We start from the raw sequence: 20,135 nt of genomic DNA, 5'->3' as shown, positions 1-20,135 counted from the left end.
TTACTTTATATAAACATGACGGCGGAAGATTTTAAAGGAGGACAGGTTTTATTAATTGATAAACCCTTGGAATGGACTTCATTTCAAGTGGTAAATAAATTACGTTGGCATATTCGCAAGCGTTTCGATATAAAAAAAATAAAAGTAGGACATGCAGGAACTCTTGATCCTTTAGCTACAGGATTATTGATTATCTGTACTGGAAAACAAACCAAAAATATAGAAACCTATCAGGGGCAAGTAAAAGAATATACTGGTACAATAACTATTGGAGCGACCACTCCGAGTTATGACCTAGAAACAGAAATAGATCATACATTTCCTGTAGACCATATTACGGAAGAGCAAATTCACTTAACAACAAAACAGTTTGAAGGCGAAATAGATCAAAAACCACCAATTTTTTCTGCTATTAAGAAAGATGGAAAACGTTTATACGAATTAGCACGTCAAGGAAAAACTACAGAAATAAAAGCTAGAAAAATTACCATTTCTACCTTTGAAATAACCCAAATAGATGGAAATAATCTTGATTTTAGGGTAGTATGCAGTAAAGGAACCTATATTCGTTCCTTGGCTCATGATTTTGGTATTGCCCTAAACTCAGGAGCACATTTAACAAAACTTCGAAGAACTAAAATTGGAGAGTATTCTGTAGAAAAAGCGCAAAGTATTGAAGGTTTTATAAACTCCTTAGGAATGGAATAGTTTTTGTTTCACAAAGCAAAACTTATCTATTACTACTATGAAAAAAAGACTACTTGTATGCTTTGTGATTCTTGTTACTCAATTTTCTTTTTCACAAGAAAATTATAAAAAACCTTACTTCACAGGAAGCCTTAGCACAACCTTTGCTATCAATGAAGATTATACTTTAGACCCCGATGATGGAGAACCTTTTTTAATTCCAGGTGCTTTATTATTTCGATTAGGTGCAGGGTATCAATTCCACCGTCGATGGCAAGTTGGAATTAATGCTGGATTTGATCATCATTTTCGATTTGACATCAATGCAATTCCTTTTTACGGGAGCTTACGATATAATATCATCGAAAGAGATAACGATAATTTCTTTGCCGAATACAGCATGGGAAAAATGTGGAGACCTTCTTCTAAATACGAAAACGGAAATTACTATGGTTTTGGCTTAGGAATGCAAATAACAGGATTTAGCCGATGGAATACCATACTGCGTATTGATTATCATAGAAAAGCGATTCAAGGCTTTGACAATGGCCATCTCGATAGTGTTTCTATTGGAATTGGATTCTCTTTCTTTTAAAACAAAGCCTTGAGTAAAAACACTCAAGGCTCTTTTATATTATCTGATTTGTTTTACTACAGGCTTAGTAGTAGGTATACCGTTTTTATCTACCTTATATTTGATTACTAAAAGAGGGCAATTTTCAATTTTTATCATGATAGATACCCATCCTGTATTTGGATTAAAAAGCATGGTAGACTTTCCTTTTACTTTACCACATTTTCGTGTACTTACTGTACCTTCCTTTTTAATTACACGAACTCCTTCAGCTTCCAGAACTGCATTTAACCCTTTCTTGGCAATATCGTTCATTCTATTTCCCGCAAACTGATTTCCCATTAGCTTCGGAAAAATCTCTCCTCCCATTACATCCAATAAATTCTTTGCTATTTCATCTGTTATTTTTTCACCAGCAAAAACAGCATTCGCAATAGATTTCAATGCTCCAATTCCCAATCGAGTTGCTAATGAAGTGCCAGGGAACGCTTCCAAGGGTGCAAAGGCAACTCCAACTCCGATACCTCCAATTATTTTACTTGCCATTGAATAAGAGTTGTTTCCATAAGCTATTGCCTTTGTAATACAGTGACAAGGCCCTTTGTTAATATAATAATCGGTATACAACTCTCTAAACACATGGCTCTGTGCCCTAAACATTAACACCTTATCTGGTACCTCAATAGGCTCTTTCAAAATCTCTTTAGGTTTTGGGTTTCTTGTTCCAGAACCACTAGAACTTGTACTACTCGACTCTTCCCTTTTACGCGCTTCTTCTGCTTCCTTTTTCCTTCTCTCTCTTAGTTTTTCAGCTTCTTCTGTAGCTATCCGTTGCTTTTCCTCTAACTCTTTTTGACGTCTTTCTGCATTCTCCTTTTCTCTTCTAATACGATCTATTTCTCTTTGATTTTGATCTGCTTTCTCCTTAAATCCTTTTTCTTTTTGTTGTTTTAATTGCAGTAAATTTTCAAAATCTTTCCAAAAAACAGCGATTCCTTCTGGGTCTTTAGGACATTTATTTATAAGTGCATTCAACTTTCCTCTAAAAGTACATTTAGCTCCATTATCATCACACCATTTTTTTAATTGCATTAACAAGCTTTTTATTTGTCTGCATTTATCTTCTATTTCTAATTCTGTACCAACATATTGTTTTCCATTCTTGGCAGCCTCTTTTGCTTTTTCCAGGTCTTTTGAAAGCTTATCACATTCTTCTCCTGCTTCAACTATTTTTTGAGGTAGCTTTTTTAGTTTTTTAATACTTCTGTTATATGGTCCTTTTAACTTTTTAAGTCGGTTTTTTATAGCACGTGCTTCTGGTGTGATATTCGTATTTGCCCGTTCGTCTCCAACATACCCATACCAATACCTTCCGTCTGGATGATAACCATGTTTTCCAATCCAGTCATTATCTAAATGCAAATCGGTTAATTCTTGCAAGGCTTTATCCATTTTCTTCTTTAAATCATCTCTTTCTTTTTCTATTTGTTCTTGCTCATTTTTAAGCTTCTTTAATCGTTCTTTACAAGCATCATGTTTTGCTTGCGCATCTTTAACTGATTTATTTAGGGCGGCTGTATCTATTTTTACAGGAACAAAAGCCTTCAATTTTACCAAAGAATCTACCAATTTATTCAATGAATCTTTATAAACTTTTGGTACTTTATCTAACACCTCATCAATAGCAACTAATTCTTTATATAAAGTTCGATTTTCATTTCGTTCTTTATATTTATTTTTCAACTGCCTTCTCAATCTTCTTACTTGAGTACTAATTCCTGTTTTCTGATTTCTATACGAATTTGCTAAACGAAATTTTCGTTGAATATCTGCATTAGAAACAGAAAAAGACACTTCTCCTAATCCTGCTTCTAATTTTTCAGTAGGAATTACATTAATTTCCGAATAGCTTATCTGTTGATGTATTTTATCATTTTTATTAACTACTTGCGTTCTAAATTGATGTATCCCGTCGTTTCCTAATGGAGGGTTCCATGAAAGATTATAACCATCTGAACCGACTGAATCCTTTACAATAGTTTCCCATTCTTTATCTAACACATGTTTATGTGATACAATTACTGCTGCGATATCTTCTTCTGTTCCTATTTTTACATTTACTGGTGCATTCTCTTTTCCTATCTTTTCTGGAATTTCGACAACGACACTAGATTCAATTTGCTCGGGCTCCATGTCAATTTCTGATTCGGGCGAAGTATCCGTCTTTAACTCTTCACATGCAGAGGTTGATAGTAAAAAACTCTCATTGTTTAATTCACAATCACATAAAGCATCCTCTCCTACCTTATGTGTTGTAGTAGGTGGTTTTACATAAACTGATATTGTAAATCCTCCTGTACTAATTGCCCTTATTGATTTAGCTGTGCTGTAAGAACCTTCTGCATATTCTGCTGGATGTATAATAATTTCTTGATTATTTCCTCCGCCTAACCGAATGCTACGAGGGCTTAAATTAGTTATAGTTAAAGGAATTGGAGTTGTTAATCCTTTAAAACCAAAAACCCTAACTTTTAACGAAGTGCTTTCTCCTCTTTTTAAATGAAGTTTTCCTGCAGACAATTCTAAATCTAGTACATGTACCTTTGTTACAATTTTCTCTCCAGCATCACTAACAGTGAGTTCTTTAACTCCAGAAAAATTTATTGGAGCTTTAAAAAACATTTGCGAAGTAGATTCTGCCAATACTTTTAATCTTTTACCTGCAATCGATGCTATGGTATTAGACAGAGTTCCATCAAAACCGTGATTAATTTTAGAGGGATAATCGGTAACAATATATTCAGGGTTGTGAGCTGAAGGTTTATACTTATTTGAAAATACTTCTAGAGATACTTTATTTAAAATTCTGTTTTTAGCATTTTTAATAATCAGCTCAACTGAGTTCTCTTGGCTAAATTCCGTGCTAAAAATTCGATTCGCTAAAGAAAACTGTTGGTTTCCTATATTGAAAGAATACTTTTCTAGTAATTTTCTATTCTTATTTTTATGCTTTGATTTTTTTCCTCGAGGAGTAATTTCAATCGTTCCAGAAAACACATCGTTTTGAAATAGTTTGGGTAAAAATAATTTAACCGTACCTTCAGAAGTAGTAAATGTAATGGTGGTTAAGTCGTCTTTTGTTTTTTTATCTATTGAATTCTGGGCGTTCAATCCAACAAACAAAAACAATAATACAATTGTTAAGGTAACTTTTTTCAACATGTTAGCGTAGGTTATTGGTTACCATTACAAGATACAACCAAAAAAACCTAAACACCTAAGTGACAACCTCTTAAATAAAAGGTGTTTTTCCTATTTTACAAAAACCTGTTGTACCAACTTTCTGTAATGGGCACTTCCCAATAATGTTCTAATTCTTCTTTTGTTTGAATTAAGTTATCAAAAACAACCGTTTTTGTTGAAACCGATTTATTCTTAAGTAATTTCTTAAACTCCTTTAATTCCTTATACTGAACATGCTCTCCTTGCTTAAAGCATACATTCATTTTATCGAGCAACTCTATTTCGTATTCTTGTTGTAATTGCAATACAAAAGCCACTTGTTTATCAATATCTTGATTGGTAACAACCGTATTATCTTCAATCGAAAACACCACGAATCTATTGTATAACAGCGTATAAGAAGCTAACACTTCTTCAGTATCAGTATCAGATTTCCACTCAGCTACAAACTGATGTAACTTTTCTTTCAATCCTTCTATTTCTTGTGGATAAAATTTTCTGCTCGATGGGTACACCCAAACCTTTGCTTCAGGCGATAAGTTTTCAAAATCGGTAAACATTTGGCAAATATATACCTTGTGTTTGAAGTAGTTGCTAATTTATGCTACTTTTTAAGTATTTCAACAACATCTTCTTGCACATTCTCTCCTTTGTTTTTGTTATACCAAACTTGTAGGTCTTTTTTAAACTCGGCATCTAAACCTCCATGTTCTTTTTTGTAATCTAACACCATTTGAGTTGCAGTACTAGGTCTTGGTCCCCAAGTATCAATTACATTTTTAGATGCATCTAATACAATCATTTTAGGAATCGCTTTTCCTCCATTGGTTAAAAATGCATCCATTAATTCAGGATGTTCATCTCTTAATACCAATTGTAATGAAATGTTCTTATTTTCTTCTGCTATTTTATTTAAAACAGGAATATTCTGAGCTGCATCACCACACCATCCCTCTGTAAGTACCAACCAGGTTTGTGGTATCTCTAAAGAAGCTGCTATTTCTTTAGTTGATTCAGTAAGTTTAACGGTTTTATCTAAACGCTTCATTCGTTTATCGTTTAACTTACTATAATTTAACAAGGCTTCCGATTGATTTGGACCAGTAGATTTTCCTTCTTCTAAAAGATCACTTACTAGTTTTCTATAGTCTGAATAATTGATTGATTTTGCTAAAGCTTCTGTTATAATTTCTTTCATAACGCTACCTATAATTTATATTACAAATTTACACTCAAGTCTTGTATTATACAGTAACTAAGGTTACACATATTTTTGACTTCCGTGCATATGTAGTCGTAAAAAATTACAAAGCTTTCACATCCAACTCACCTCCCAATTTTACTTTCAAATTGGTTAGCATTTCATGGGTCATTGATGTTAAATCAAATTCATGTCTCCAATTCCAATCGTCTCTTGCATTCGTGTCATCTATTATCTGTGGCCAGCTATCTGCAATGGCTTGTCTAAAATCTGGATTATAGGTGATTTTGAAATCTGGTAGGTGTTTTTGAATTTCAGTAGTTATTTCAGCTGGTGTAAAACTAATTGCTGCAAGATTATAAGAAGTTCTTACTTTAATGCATTCTTCTGGTGCTTGCATTAATTGAATGGTAGCATTTACAGCATCATTCATATACATCATTGGCAAACGTGTATTAGCACTTAAAAAGCACTCATAAGTACCTTTTTTTAATGCATCTATATAAATATCTACAGCATAATCGGTAGTTCCTCCTCCAGGTAAGGTTTTCCAACTAATAATACCTGGATAACGTATACTACGAACATCTACACCATACTTTGCATGGTAATAATTACACCAATGCTCTCCTGCAATCTTACTTATTCCGTACACTGTAGAAGGTTCCATAACTGTTTGTTGTGGTGTATTTATTTTTGGAGATGTTGGTCCGAAAGCTGCCATAGAACTTGGCCAATAAATCTTTTCAATATGTTTTTCTCTTGCCAATTCTAAAACTGCAAGTAATGAAGTCATGTTTAAGTCCCAAGCTTTTTGCGGATACTTCTCAGCTGTTGCCGATAACATTGCCGCCATTAAATACACTTGGTTTACTTTATACTTTTGAACTACTTTTAAAATATCTTCTTGACTTGTTGCGTCTAATATTTCAAACGGACCTTCTTGCATCATTTCTTCATTCCCTTCCCTTATATCGGAAGCAATTACATTTGTTCCTCCATAAATAGTTCTTAACTTCTGGGTTAATTCCGTTCCTATTTGCCCGCAAGCACCAATAATTAATATCGTGTCACTCATTTTTAAAAATTCAAAAAATACAGAGTTCAAAGTTACTAAATTTCATTTTTCGCAAAAATGTTTTATTAAAATTTAACTTCAATCAAAAACAGCGAATTAACCCACTGAAAATAAAGGTTTAACTTTTTTATTTAAAAAATACGCAATTAAAAATGTAATTTTACCCCATAATTAAACGGGTATGTTTCATCGAATTGGTATTTTATTATTATTTGTAATCGGTATTAGTTGTACTGCTAAAAAACAAGAAGACAAGTCGAAAGTTGTTAACAAAACAAACATGACCTCAGTTAAAACCTATGCTGATTATACCGACTTAGATGATAGAGCGACTAAAAAACTTAAAGACTGGAATGAATATCACGAACTAAAAGAGTTTTTAGGGGAGTTTAAAAGTGTTTCTGCTACCGAAGCTTTAAACAATGCATTAGAATTAAAGCGACTTACAAAACAACTAAAAGACAGTTCAGATATTGACATTATGAAGATTCCTGCTTTTAGAGCACGTATCAATGTATTTGAAAATGAAGTTTTACGTTTAGCAGACATGACCTATATTTCTGCCATCAAAGCGAATGAAGTATCTGCTCAAATTGAGAAAACACTGACCTTGTTTGGAAGTGTGAATGCAAAGCTGAATAATATTTATTTGAAAAAGCAGTTTGATGCAGAAATAAATCTAGACAGCTTGTTTAAGCAATAACCTCATTTACTGCTTTAAACACCAACTCTGTTTCATAACCTCTATAGCGTAAAAAATCAATTACCTTTTTCTTTCTTTTAAAAAGGTTTTCCTCAGTAACTTGTTGGTTCTTTTTTTCAATTAACTCGTACAAAGAAGCTATATAATCTTCTTCTTCAATTTCTTTTAACGCTGTTTTAATGTTATAGGTAGAAATATCCCTTAACTTTAATTCTCTTGTAATACGTTGTTTTCCCCATTTTTTAATTCGAAACTTTCCTCTAGCAAAACTCTTGGCAAATCGTTCCTCGTTTAAAAAATCGTGTTCAAATAAATGTAGTAAAATAACCTCTTTGGTTTCTGGAATTAAGTGATATTCTGCTAATTTTTTTTCAACTTCTTTATGACATCGATCTTGATATACACAAAAGTGTTCTAGTTTCCTCTTTACTTCTTCAATCGATGTTACTTGCTTCTTCATAAAGCAAAAATACAATGCTACTTCCAGTTATTTAGAAAAGAAACTACCTTTTCTTTATAACTAGCTCCAATAGGAATTTCTGTAGAATCTACTTCAATATCGTTTACTGTAAAGGCTGATATTTTATCTATATTAATAATATACGAACGATGTACTCTTAGAAAGTTTTTCTCTTTTAATTCTTCTTCAATTTCGCTAATACGATACTTAGAAACAATTCTTTTATTATTCACCGTATGAATTTTAATATAATCTTTTAAGCTTTCAATAAATAAAATATCTTCCACCACTACTTTATGGAATTTATTTCCTGACTTAATCAACATAAAATCTTCAGTAGTATCTTTTTTAGAGCTTACCTCAACAGATTTATTGGTATCCTTTAAAAAACGGTCAACCGATTTAAAGAAACGCTCAAAAGTAATTGGCTTTAGTAAATAGTCAATCACCCCCAAATCGTAACTCTCAATAGCGTAATCTCTATAAGCTGTTGTAAAAATAGTTTTGGGTGGATTCTTCAATGTTTTTAAAAAATCAATCCCTGTTAAATTGGGCATTTTGATATCTAAAAACAATAAATCTACCTGCTGTGTATTTAGAATTTCAAAAGCTTTAATGGCATTATTGCAAGTCGCTACTACTTCTAAGCTTTCAATTTTTGCAATGTGTTTCTCTAGCAATTTAATTGCCAATGGTTCATCATCTACCAACAAACATTTTACTTTCTTATTCATACTTACTGATTCACCATTAATGTTACTTCAAATGTACTTTCTGTTCCTCCAATAGTCAATTCATATGCATCATTATAAATCAAATCTAGTTGTTTTTTCACATTTAACAAGCCTAGATTTCCCTTATTATTTGATTGATAATCTTTAGAAATCGTATTGTTTATTTTAAAAACAAATTTAGCATCTTTATTGGATACATGAATATGGATTTCTGGAGAACCACTATCTTCTCCTGCTCCATGCTTAAAGGCGTTCTCTACTAAAGACAACAAAATCAATGGCGGTATCTCTGTATCATTTTCTATATCTTCTGTAAATGTAACTTTCAATCGCTCATCGTATCGTAACTTTTCTAGCTCTATAAAATTCTTTAACAACTCTATTTCACTTGATAACAATACATACTTCCCATTACATCGATATAAAACATGATCTAAAATCTCTGAAAGCTTACTAATAGATGTAGAAGTTTTAGGTGAATTAATAACAGAAAGTGAATAAATATTATTCAAGGTATTGAATAAAAAGTGTGGATTCAATTGTCCTTTTAATGTTTTTAATTCTATTTCTGACTTTTCTTTTGCTAGCGTTAGTTTTTTTGATTTTTCTCTTGAATCTTCAAAATAATACTTCACCGCAACAAACACTAAAACATTTAGTAAAATGGTAGGAATATATTTAGCTAGCAACCATCTATAATCGGAGAAAATTTCTTGAATAGATTCTTGTTCAAATGGAGGTATTCTCACCAAAGGCTCCGCCACATGAACTACCAAAACTCTACTCAATACTCCAAACAGATAGAACGCTCCTAAAAACACTATTATAGAAAGCAGATATTTTTTAGCTTTTATAAATTTTGGTATCCAAACATAAGCAACAAAATAGGCCGCTATTATTTGAGTTATAAAACTTATACCATTAAATATCAAGGCTTCAACAATAGTAAAATGTTGATTCTTATCATTAATAATAATATCTCTTAGCAGATCTAAACTAAAAAGTATAAACCAAAATAATACATGACGAGCATATTGGTTCTTTCTAATGTATTCAGAAAATTTTTGTAGTGCATCCATATCACCACAAAAATAAACGCTATTCCCTCAAAATCTACAATGAGTAGACGAAACTTAGCTTTTACCTCCTAAACATCTCTTTTTGACTCCTAAAACTAATCAACATCAAAAAACAACGTAGATCGTCGACTTTCTCTGGGTATTCATCTACTAATAGAATAGCGCTTGACAGAATGCTTCACATTTGTGGCATAACTCAAATTAAACGAAATGAAAAATTTAATCTGCATGCTCATTTTATTGAGCTCTGTAGTCTTAACAGCTCAAATAACCGTAAAAGGAAAGGTACTTGAACAAAATTCTAATCAACCCTTAGAATTTGCGACTGTTATTTTAACAAACCCAACAACCCAACAAATCATTGCTGGAGAAACCACTGATCAAAACGGACAATATACTATAAAAGTAAAAAAAGGAACCTATAATGTTAAAGTTGAATTCATTGGCTTTAAAAACAAGTCTATTCAAAATATCTCATTAGGTAAAAACCAAACAATTCCTACCTTCTTCTTAGAAGAAGATGCTGAAAAACTGGATGAAATCGAAATAACTGCAGAAAAATCTACCACAGAATACAAATTAGACAAACGTGTTTTTAATGTTGGAAAAGATCTCATTTCTAAAGGAGGATCTGTTAATGATATTTTAAACAATGTTCCTTCTGTAAATGTTGATATTGAAGGAGGAATTAGCTTGAGAGGGAATCCTAACGTGCGTATCTTAATTAATGGTAGACCTTCTGTTTTAACTGCGAACAACGGATTAGAATCTATTCCTTCAGAAAATATTGAAAAGGTCGAAGTAATTACTAATCCATCTGCAAAATACGATGCAGAAGGAACTGCTGGAATTATCAATATCATTCTTAAAAAGAATAAAAAAGGGCGCTTTGGTAGTTCTTTACAGTTAACGGCAGGTATTCCTGACAATCATAGTATTAACTATAACGTAAACTACAAAAAGGAAAAATTCAATTTATTTTCTAACCTTGGATATCGCTATATGAAATTTGATGGAAGTGGTTTTTTAAATAGAACAAACTTCGATAATACCAATACACCTATTTCTTTTTCAAACAGAACAACTGAAAGCACTCGTAGCAGAAGTACTTTTAATATTTATTTTGGAAGCGATTATTATATCAACGATCAAAACACCATTACCTTAAGTTATTATCATAGAAACAACTTAAGTAAGAACAGTGTTTCATATGAGTTTGATTTTTTAAACAGCGCACAACAAACCGATAGTAAACTTGCTACGCAAGAGTTTTATAGAGAACCTCAAAAAGCAAATCAAATTGAGTTTAACTATGTAAAAACCTTCGATAAAAAAGGCCAAAAGTTTACGCTAAATCTTCAATACGATTTCTGGAATGATGACGAAAATGAAATGGTAAAAGAGCAACAAGTATTTCCTGTAAACCCAACAACCAATACTTTAAAAAGTAGAGACATTGAAAGTAGTAAAGACTTCTTATTTCAATCAGACTTTAAACTCCCTATTAGTGAAAAATCTCATGTAGAAATGGGTATTAAAGGAGAAATCAGAAATATTGATAGCGATTATAAGGTTTGGGACAATACTGTTTTAGTGGACAGTTTAGATAACTTATTACGATATCAAGAACGTATTTACGGAGCCTATGTTCAATATGGAAATAGAAAAAACAAACTACAATATTTATTAGGATTACGTGCTGAACATGCCAACACTGGAAGTACTGATAGAAAGGATCAATTTAGAACTGACAAGAGCTATACCGATTTATTTCCAACAGCGCATTTGACGTATAATTTTAGTCAAGGTACTAACTTACAATTGAGTTATAGTAGAAGAATTCGTCGTCCGAGTTTCTGGCATTTGAATCCGTTTGGTGGAATTTCTGACCGTAGGAATATTCGAGTTGGGAATCCAGATTTAGACCCGATGTATACCAATTCTTTTGAACTAGGTTTTCTAAAAAGATGGAGTAAGTTTACGGTGAATCCTTCTGTGTACTTTCAACGAACTACCAATGTATTTGAAACCTTGGTTACAGCAAATTCTTTTGGTGCCCTAGTTTCAAAACCCATCAATTCAGGAACTGAAAAAAGATTCGGAGCTGAACTAGCAGTACGTTTCTCTCCGTACAAATGGTGGAGACTCTCAAGTGAATTTAACTATTTTTCATTTACACAGCGAGGCATATACATGGTAGATGATAACAATTGGTCAACTCGTGTAAACTCTCGAATGAGGTTTTCAAAACTAACCATTCAAACAAGTTTTAATTACCAGGGAGAAAGGGAAAGCGGACAAATATTTACAGATGCTCAATACCAAGCGAATATTGGTATTAGTAAGGATTTTTGGAATGATAAAGCAACTTTAACCTTAAACATGAACAACATCTTTGATTCTCGTGTACGTAAACAATTAATTACTGGAAGTGATTATACCGCCTATCGTTATGAAAGACCTATCGGACGCTTTTCATCATTGACATTTATTTATCGATTTAACAGAACCAAAAGAGATCGTGATCGTTTACCTGATTAATAAGAATCTCAAAAATTAACTAACTTTATTAAAATAAAAAGGGCTGAAAGCACGATGACTTTCAACCCTTTTTTTAGTTAACAAATATGTTTTTACATAACTCTGCGCAACCACATTTTAAAACGTGTTATTAGGTAGAATAATATTGGAACCACAATTAACGTTAAGAAGGTAGCTATGAATAATCCGTAAATTACTGTCCATGCTAATGGACCCCAGAAAATTACGTTATCACCTCCCATATAAATATGTGGATTAAATTCACTGAATAATGTATAGAAGTTAATATTGAATCCAGTTGCTAACGGAATTAATCCTAAGATGGTCGTAATTGCCGTTAATAATACCGGACGTAAACGAGCTTTACCTCCTCTAATGATTGCTTCTCCTAAGGTATTTACATCTACATAATCATCTTCAGCAATACCATTTTCAACTTTCTTTCTATCAATTAATAACTGGGTATAATCTAAGAGGACTACCCCATTGTTTACTACAATACCCGCCAACGAGATAATACCCATCATGGTCATCATAATTACGAATGGTTTTGCAGTTATAATCAATCCTCCAAACACTCCAATTAAACTTAAGAAAATCGCTAACATGATAATTCCAGGCTTCGAAACAGAGTTGAACTGGAAAATTAAGATTAAGAAAATCAAACCAAGTCCAGAAAAGAACGCTCCCATTAAGAATGCCATTTGCTTGTTTTGTTCTTCAATCTGTCCAGTATAATTAATCTTTACAGTATCTGGTTGCTCCGTAAACGTTTTCATTTCATTTTCAATCTGCGCTACAATTGCTGCTGCATCTGTATACCCAGGTGCCAATGCCGAATACACGGTTACCACACGCTTAACATCTTTATGTTTAATTGCGCTATATCCTGAGGTATTGGTTTGTTTCGCAATAGCCGATACTGGAATCTCCTTGATTTGACCAGAAGCCATATCTCTAAAGGTTATTTTCTGATTGAAAATAGCACTCTTATTATACCTGTTATCCTTGTTAAAACGCACATAGATATCATAATCTTCACCGTCTTCTTTATAAATACCTGCTTTCGATCCGAAAATCGCATTACGCAATTGACTTCCTACTTGAGAAGAATTTACGCCTAATTCTCCAGCCTTTTTACGGTCTACATTTACCAACATCGATGGTTTAGATTTGTTTACATCAATCTTTAACTCATCAATACCAGCTATACTTTTCGAATTGATAAAATCACGCATTTTTTCTGCCGTATTGATCAATTCTCCGTAGTCCTTTCCTTCTAACTCAATATTAATAGGATATCCTGCTGGTGGACCAACAGCTTCTTTTTCTACAGAAATTGCCAATCCTGGATAAATTCCTTTTAAGGCCTCTGTTACTTTCTTTTGTAACTCCTTACTATCTGCTCCTTCACGGTATTTATACTCACGCATAGAAGCGGTAATCTTTCCTCTGTGTGGCATTTCTGCAGTAGATCCACCATCTGTTTGTGGATTTCCAGATCCTGCTCCAACCTGAGAAACTGCACTTTCTACTAAGAAATTATGATCACCGTGCATATATTCAGGTGAATTCAACACGTTGTATACACGTTCTTCCAAATCTTTCATAATCAGATTTGTTTTCTCAATATCAGTTCCTTGCGGATATTCGATATAAACAATAATCTGATTTGGCGTATTATCTGGGAAGAATTCTACCTTTGTTCTCTGGCTTTGAACTGAAGCTCCAAACCCTCCAAAAGCAAAGAATAATAAAAGAAATGTTCCTAGAGTAATTACATACGGCCTCCATCCTTTTAAAGCAGCTCGTAACGCTCTTTCATAAAAACGTTCCCAACGTGGCAACACATTGTTTTGAAATGCATTTGCCCATGGTCTTAAAGCCATTCGATATACCCATAACATAATTGCTGTAAATACCATGATTGATCCTAAAGCTCTATACGCTCCACCAAAAATGATAATCAGTAACCCAATCACTCCCATGATAGCCGATAAGGTAATAATTCTCTTTAACGGCATGTTTTTATCTTCTACACTCATAAACTGAGATACCATTACAGAGTTAAAGAAAATAGCTACAAATAAAGACGATCCTAATACTACTGATAAGGTTACTGGGAAGTAAATCATAAACTGTCCCATTACTCCAGGCCACATTCCTAATGGAATAAATGCCGCTACCGTTGTTGCTGTAGAAATGATAATTGGAAATGCAATTTCTCCAATACCTTTTTTAGCCGCTTCAATTCTTGGCATTCCTTCATCCATTAAACGGTATACGTTTTCTACAACCACAATACCATTATCTACTAACATTCCAAGCCCCATAATTAATCCGAAAAGAATCATGGTGTTCATGGTATATCCTAACCAACTTAAAATCATTAAGGACATGAACATCGACATTGGAATTGCAAATCCTACGAACAATGCATTTTTAAATCCAAGGAAAAACATTAGTACTAATACTACTAAGATTACCCCGAAAATAATGTTGTTTACTAAGTCATCTACCTGACCAATTGTTTTTGATGATTGATCGTTTGCAATCGTAACTTTTAAGTTACTTGGAAAAACATTTTCTCTAGCATCCTTTACAATTACTTGAATCTTCTCTGCTGCTTCTACCATGTTTTTACCAGAACGCTTCTTTACATCAAGCATTACTACCGCTTCTCCGAACTCACGTGCATAGGTAGTTTTGTCTTTATCTTTAAAAGAAACACTTGCAATATCTTTTAAGTAAATAGAGTTTCCTTTTTCAGATTTTACTACAAAGTTTTGTAACTCTTGTGGATCTTCTATTTCTCCTAAGATTCGAATGGTTCTACGTTGTCCACTTGCAATTAAATTACCAGCAGACATGGTTAAGTTCCCTCCATTTACCGAGTTGATAATATCTTGGAAACTCACCTGAGCAGCCATCATTTTATAAATATCTACCGCAATCTCTACTTCCTTCTCCTCTGCTCCACGGATATCTACTTTCTTAATCTCTGGTAAATCTTCAATCTCATCTTCTAAATACTCCCCAAACTCTTTTAACTTATCTACCGGATAATCTCCAGAGATGTTGATATTTAAGATTGGCATTTCTTCAGACATACTCAATTCAAACACATTTGGTTCTACTTTAGCTCCGTTAAAGGTTGGCCAATCTTCACCAGATGTTTCTTGATCTATCTCGTCTTTTACCTTTTGCTTTGCTTGGTCTACGGTAATATTTTCATCAAACTCTACCACTACCATTGAGTAATCTTCTTGCGATGTAGAAGTAATCTCTACCACATTACTTACCGTTTTTAATTTGTCTTCTAACGGATCAGTAATTAATTTTTCTATGTCTTCGGCAGTGTTTCCTGGATATACAGAACTAATATAAATCTTAGTTTCTCTAATCTCTGGGAAGTTCTCTCTTGGCATACTTAAGAAGGCAGAAATACCCATAATAAGTATCATCACCATCATTACATAAATGGTAGTCTTATTATTAATTGCCCAAGAGGATAAACCGAACTCTTTATCGACTTGTTTTTTTTGTTTTTCAGTCATTTTAACGTGTAGTCTTTAGTTGATTATTTTGCTTGAGAAACTGCTAAGATCTTCACCTCTTGCCCATCTTTTACACTACGAGCTCCTTCTTCTACAATCTGAGCTCCGTTTTCTACTCCAGATAAAACCTCAATAACATCTCCTTGCGTTTTTCCAGTAGTAATAATTGCTTGCTTAGCAACTCCTTTTTGATCTTTTACATCTTTTACTACATAGATATACTGCTCTCCTTTTGCATTTTCAGAAATAATACTCTGTGGAATTAAAATTGCCTTTGGATTTGTATAATCATTGATTTTCAACTTCGCTGTTAAGTTTGGTTTGATTGTTCTATCTTTATTAGGAACTCCAATTTCTACTTTAAAAGTTCTGTTTGCTGGATTGATAAAGTTTCCTGCTTGACGCACTGTAGATTGTAATGATTTTCCTAAGATTGGAAACTCCACCTCTACACTTTTTCCTTTTTTAATAGACGTAATATAACTTTCAGGAACATCTGTTTCGATGTACATATCTCCTAAGTTTACAATTCTAAAAACTTCTGCTCCCATTCCTGGTGCTACTACCGTTCCTTGTTCTTTAATTACATCATCAATTACTCCAGTAAATGGTGCTCTAATTACAGACTTTCCTAATTGTCTTTTTAATTGATCTACCGCATTCTTTTGTGCTTCATACGATGTTTTTGCTTGTAAGTATTGAATCTCAGATCCAATTCTTTGCTCCCACAATCTCTTTTGACGCTCATAAGTAGTTTTTGCTAAAGCCGCTTGTGCTTCTACTTGTGCTAACTGGTTTCCTAAACCTCCATCATCAATCTTAGCTAAGGTTTGTCCTTTTACAACCTTTTGCCCTTCTTTTACATAGATGCTTACTAACTGCCCAGCCATTTCTGGGTAAATCAAAACATTTTGTTTTGTTTGTACATCTCCTTGTAATTCTAAGTAGTGTACAAAATCTGCTGTTTTAGCAGAAAATACGGTAATTAATGGAATCTTTTTATTAGTATCTAATTCAGAAATCTTATCGTTTAATTGTTTGATTTCTGCAGCTAATTCTTGCTGTTTTGTATCTAACTCTGCTTTCTTTGTTCTTATTTGAGCTAAATCATTGGTAGCAATTACTTCTTGTACAGACTGTTCTTTGTTACCTCCACATGAAGCTAAAAGTACAGATAGTAATACTATTGAATATATTTTTCTCATTATAGTTGATTTTATTTTATTGGTGTATTTAATGCGTTGTCTAATTTTGCCTTATTGGCTATGATGTTTAATATTGATTGTAAATAGCTGTTTTGTTGTCCGTACAACTGGTTACGAGCAGCTAATAAATCGATACTTGTAGTAACCCCTTCGTCGAACTTTACCTTTTGCTTACGTTCAATACGAGTTGCTAATGCCAAGTTTCTCTTAGCTGTTTCGTAATTTTCAATACTTAATTGGTAATTGCTTTTTGCTTGTTGTGCTTCTAAGTTTAAGCGTTGTTTAGTTTCAGATAAACGGATGTCTGCACTTTCTAAAGCAATTCTTGCTTGCGCTGTTTTTGCGCTTCTTCCTAAACTGCTAAAAATTGGTACATTTATTCCTACTCCGAACACAGAAGTTGAAATCCATTCTTGCGATGAGTTAAAGAAATCAAAACTATTTGCGTTGGCTAATCTTGAGTAGTTTACAAAAGCATTGATGCTTGGTAAAGCTTTACTTTTTTCTAACCTCATTAATAAACGCTTACTTTCTCTATCGTTTTGTGCAATTCTAAAATCAATATGATTGTCTAAATCAAATGACTCTCCTAATAAGTTTAAATCGGTATTATTCAATACTAAATCATCTAAACCATCTGTTAAGGTAAGCTTGGTATCAATTGGATTTCCTAAAGCTAAGTTTAACATTTGATACGCAATTTCTCTGTTTCTATCAGCATTTCTTTGCTGACTGATAATATTTCCTTGCGTAATCTCAAACTGCTCTACCGTTTCTTCTTCGGTTAATCCTTCTTTAAATCCTTCTACCGCACCTTTTAACTGACGGTCTACAGTTTTCTTGTTTTCTTTTAGTATTTCAATACGCTCTTCAGCAACCAATACATTTCCGTATGCATTGATAATAGCTTCTCTTGTTGCTAATTCGGTTTTCTCTTTTGCTTGTTCTGAAATTTTCAAATAGGTTCTTGCTGCTTGTAATCCTACTAAATAAGATCCATCAAACAATAACTGACTTAAAGTAACTGTACCTGTAATATTGTGCTTTGCTCCAAAATCAATGGTACCATCGTTGTTAAAGTCAACCCCTGGAAATTGTTGTTTTAAATTGTTTTGGTAATTTACAACTCCGTTAATTTGAGGTAACCCTGTTGCTGTAGTTTCCCATTTTCTTTTTTTCGCTGCTTCAATATCATTCAAAGCAACTTTATTATTGTAGTTATTTTTAATAGCAAAATCAATAGCCTCTTTCATTGATAAGCTCATTTCTTTTTGTTGTGCCACCCCAATTGTCACCACAAAGAGAAGGTTAAGAATTATAAATCCTCTTTTCATTAATTATTATAGTTAAATAGCGTTGTTTAATAATTCGTTTTCTAAAATTTCAAGACCTTTTTTAGTGGCAATAGCTCGTATATGATACTCTAACACCTCATATTCAACCTTCATGAGTTCATCCATTCGTTCACCATAATAATCGCTATCAAAAATTCCGAATATTAATGTGAAATAAAAGTTGGTTACCAACTCTCTTTTAATTTCTGGACGGTACAACCCTTGCTCAATTCCCTTTTCTAGGTTATCGGTATTACAGTCTCGAAACATACAAATCTCTCTATCGATTAAATTCGTATACGATTCTGGGTAATACTTTTTCAACTGAAACATTGGTGAAGTTTTAGCATTTTTAAACATCTCTTTAAAGATCTTCTTTACCGCAAATTCTTCTTCAATTGCATTGTAATCTTGTTCTTTAATAAACATAATTGCATCGTCAATTGCTTTCTGAACCGCTTCTATAGAAGCATCTACCAAATCGTTCTTGTTTGAAAAATACTTATAAAGTGTCTTTTTTGATATGGCCAACTCACTAGCTATATCATCCATCGTTACGCTTTTGAACCCATAGCTCAAAAACATTGCTCCTGCCTTTTCTAAAATTTTATCCTTCATAATCGAGGGCAAAGATATGGCAGGAAACTTTAGAAACAAAAAAAGTTTCCAAAGTTTTAAACATTTTTTAACATTTAAGTTTACACAGCATATTTCTTTACATTATTTTTACCAAAAATTTCAGATTTGGACTTATTACAATATCAAAACGATTTTTTAAATTATTTAGAATCTCAAAAAATAGTTAGAGAGCCTCAAAACTTATATCAACCTATAGACTATATTCTACAGTTAGGAGGTAAAAGAATTCGACCTATCTTAACGTTAATTGCTGCAGATATCTTTTCAGGTGACTATACCAAAGCCTTGCCAACAGCATTGGCGGTAGAAGTATTTCATAACTTTACCTTAGTACATGATGATATTATGGACGACGCTCCTTTACGAAGAGGTAAAGCAACTGTTCATGAAAAGTGGAATTTAAACACAGGGATTCTTTCTGGAGATGCGATGTTGATTTTAGCATATCAGTATTTTGAGAATTATCCACCTCATATCTTTCAAAAACTAGCAAAGCTATTTAGTAAAACCGCTTTAGAAGTTTGCGACGGACAACAATTGGATATTGATTTCGAAACAAGAAATGATGTTTCTATTGAGGAATACATTGAAATGATTCGTTTAAAAACATCGGTTTTAGTAGCAGCAGCTTTAAAAATGGGCGCTATTATTTCTGAAGCAGATGAAGAACAAGCCAATCATTTATACAACTACGGATTAAACTTAGGAATCGCTTTTCAATTACAAGACGATTATTTAGACACCTATGGAGATCCTAAAACTTTTGGAAAACAGGTAGGTGGAGATATTATTGAAAATAAGAAAACCTATTTGTATTTAAAGGCTTTAGAAGTTGCTTCTGAAGAAGACAAAAATACTTTAGTAAAACTTTATAATTCTGAAGAACAAGACAACGGTGCTAAAGTAGCAGCGGTAACGGCTATATTTAACAACAACAATATTACCCAACACACACAACAACTTATTGAGTACTACACCAATAAGTCTTTTGAGAGTTTAAGCATGCTAAACATCTCTGAGAAAGCCAAGCTTGGGTTGCGTATGTTTGGGGAAAATTTAATGAATAGAAAAGTGTAAAAAATTGTTTTTATTTCAATAAA

At 32.9% G+C, this 20,135-nt stretch carries 16 protein-coding genes; 5 read left to right on the top strand and 11 right to left on the bottom strand.

The genetic code is table 11. The annotated features are described in order from the left end of the window. Positions 1 to 15 precede the first annotated feature (15 nt). Together truB and ABNT22_RS03090 are read left to right on the top strand one after the other, a co-directional pair. Entirely contained in the window at positions 16 to 708 is a 693-nt protein-coding gene (gene truB, locus ABNT22_RS03095; RefSeq protein ID WP_348716456.1) for a tRNA pseudouridine(55) synthase TruB, read from the top strand. A 37-nt stretch (positions 709 to 745) separates the two neighbouring features. Further along, positions 746 to 1,282: an outer membrane beta-barrel protein gene (locus ABNT22_RS03090; RefSeq protein ID WP_348716454.1), complete on the top strand. Its 537-nt coding sequence runs from the start codon at positions 746 to 748 to the stop codon at positions 1,280 to 1,282. A 39-nt stretch (positions 1,283 to 1,321) separates the two neighbouring features. Here the strand turns inward: ABNT22_RS03090 and ABNT22_RS03085 are convergent, their stop codons facing one another. The 4 genes from ABNT22_RS03085 to ABNT22_RS03070 all read right to left on the bottom strand — a co-directional run bounded on the left by ABNT22_RS03085 (position 1,322) and on the right by ABNT22_RS03070 (position 6,783). Continuing rightward, positions 1,322 to 4,483 (bottom strand): hypothetical protein, encoded by a 3,162-nt coding sequence (locus ABNT22_RS03085; protein WP_348716452.1) that lies wholly within the window; start codon positions 4,481 to 4,483, stop codon positions 1,322 to 1,324. Between the two features lie 95 nt (positions 4,484 to 4,578). Further along, positions 4,579 to 5,064, bottom strand: a complete 486-nt coding sequence (locus ABNT22_RS03080; RefSeq protein WP_348716450.1) for an ABC transporter ATPase — start codon at positions 5,062 to 5,064, stop codon at positions 4,579 to 4,581. 44 nt (positions 5,065 to 5,108) lie between these two features. Then, positions 5,109 to 5,702, bottom strand: coding sequence for a thioredoxin family protein (locus tag ABNT22_RS03075; protein ID WP_348716448.1), 594 nt, complete (start codon positions 5,700 to 5,702; stop codon positions 5,109 to 5,111). 106 nt (positions 5,703 to 5,808) lie between these two features. Beyond that, on the bottom strand, positions 5,809 to 6,783 hold the full coding sequence (locus tag ABNT22_RS03070; protein ID WP_348716447.1) for an NAD-dependent epimerase/dehydratase family protein: 975 nt from the start codon (positions 6,781 to 6,783) through the stop codon (positions 5,809 to 5,811). A gap of 181 nt (positions 6,784 to 6,964) precedes the next feature. On the opposite strand from ABNT22_RS03070, the gene ABNT22_RS03065 reads away from it, so the two are divergent. Then, complete coding sequence (locus tag ABNT22_RS03065; RefSeq protein ID WP_348716445.1) at positions 6,965 to 7,486, top strand: hypothetical protein; 522 nt, start codon at positions 6,965 to 6,967, stop codon at positions 7,484 to 7,486. Here ABNT22_RS03065 and ABNT22_RS03060 read toward each other — a convergent pair. Genes ABNT22_RS03060 through ABNT22_RS03050 form a run of 3 tightly spaced genes read right to left on the bottom strand, consistent with a single transcriptional unit; the run spans position 7,476 to position 9,759 of the window. Then, positions 7,476 to 7,946, bottom strand: coding sequence for a regulatory protein RecX (locus ABNT22_RS03060; RefSeq protein WP_348716442.1), 471 nt, complete (start codon positions 7,944 to 7,946; stop codon positions 7,476 to 7,478). The genes ABNT22_RS03065 and ABNT22_RS03060 overlap by 11 nt on opposite strands. Before the next feature lie 17 nt (positions 7,947 to 7,963). Next, positions 7,964 to 8,680, bottom strand: coding sequence for a LytTR family DNA-binding domain-containing protein (locus ABNT22_RS03055; RefSeq protein ID WP_348716441.1), 717 nt, complete (start codon positions 8,678 to 8,680; stop codon positions 7,964 to 7,966). A 2-nt stretch (positions 8,681 to 8,682) separates the two neighbouring features. After that, positions 8,683 to 9,759 (bottom strand): sensor histidine kinase, encoded by a 1,077-nt coding sequence (locus ABNT22_RS03050; protein ID WP_348716439.1) that lies wholly within the window; start codon positions 9,757 to 9,759, stop codon positions 8,683 to 8,685. Between the two features lie 210 nt (positions 9,760 to 9,969). Here ABNT22_RS03050 and ABNT22_RS03045 point away from each other — a divergent pair, with 210 nt between their 5' ends. Continuing rightward, positions 9,970 to 12,300 (top strand): TonB-dependent receptor domain-containing protein, encoded by a 2,331-nt coding sequence (locus ABNT22_RS03045; protein WP_348716437.1) that lies wholly within the window; start codon positions 9,970 to 9,972, stop codon positions 12,298 to 12,300. A gap of 92 nt (positions 12,301 to 12,392) precedes the next feature. Here ABNT22_RS03045 and ABNT22_RS03040 read toward each other — a convergent pair whose 3' ends face one another. Genes ABNT22_RS03040 through ABNT22_RS03025 form a run of 4 tightly spaced genes read right to left on the bottom strand, consistent with a single transcriptional unit; the run spans position 12,393 to position 19,014 of the window. Next, on the bottom strand, positions 12,393 to 15,857 hold the full coding sequence (locus tag ABNT22_RS03040) for an efflux RND transporter permease subunit (RefSeq protein WP_348716436.1): 3,465 nt from the start codon (positions 15,855 to 15,857) through the stop codon (positions 12,393 to 12,395). 23 nt (positions 15,858 to 15,880) lie between these two features. Further along, positions 15,881 to 17,062 carry an efflux RND transporter periplasmic adaptor subunit gene (locus ABNT22_RS03035; protein WP_348716434.1) on the bottom strand — a complete coding sequence of 394 codons (1,182 nt, stop codon included), beginning with the start codon at positions 17,060 to 17,062 and terminating at the stop codon, positions 15,881 to 15,883. Positions 17,063 to 17,073: 11 nt separating this feature from the next. Beyond that, positions 17,074 to 18,396 carry a TolC family protein gene (locus tag ABNT22_RS03030; protein WP_348716433.1) on the bottom strand — a complete coding sequence of 441 codons (1,323 nt, stop codon included), beginning with the start codon at positions 18,394 to 18,396 and terminating at the stop codon, positions 17,074 to 17,076. 12 nt (positions 18,397 to 18,408) lie between these two features. Then, positions 18,409 to 19,014, bottom strand: coding sequence for a TetR/AcrR family transcriptional regulator (locus tag ABNT22_RS03025; RefSeq protein ID WP_348716432.1), 606 nt, complete (start codon positions 19,012 to 19,014; stop codon positions 18,409 to 18,411). A 126-nt stretch (positions 19,015 to 19,140) separates the two neighbouring features. On the opposite strand from ABNT22_RS03025, the gene ABNT22_RS03020 reads away from it, so the two are divergent. Continuing rightward, positions 19,141 to 20,112 carry a polyprenyl synthetase family protein gene (locus ABNT22_RS03020; protein ID WP_348716431.1) on the top strand — a complete coding sequence of 324 codons (972 nt, stop codon included), beginning with the start codon at positions 19,141 to 19,143 and terminating at the stop codon, positions 20,110 to 20,112. Positions 20,113 to 20,135: the final 23 nt, after the last annotated feature.

Origin of the sequence: Tenacibaculum sp. 190130A14a (assembly GCF_964048965.1) — a bacterium.
Lineage (GTDB): Bacteria > Bacteroidota > Bacteroidia > Flavobacteriales > Flavobacteriaceae > Polaribacter > Polaribacter polynesiense.
The sequence above is the reverse complement of the archived record's forward strand: the minus strand, read 5'-3'. Positions and strand labels throughout refer to the sequence as shown.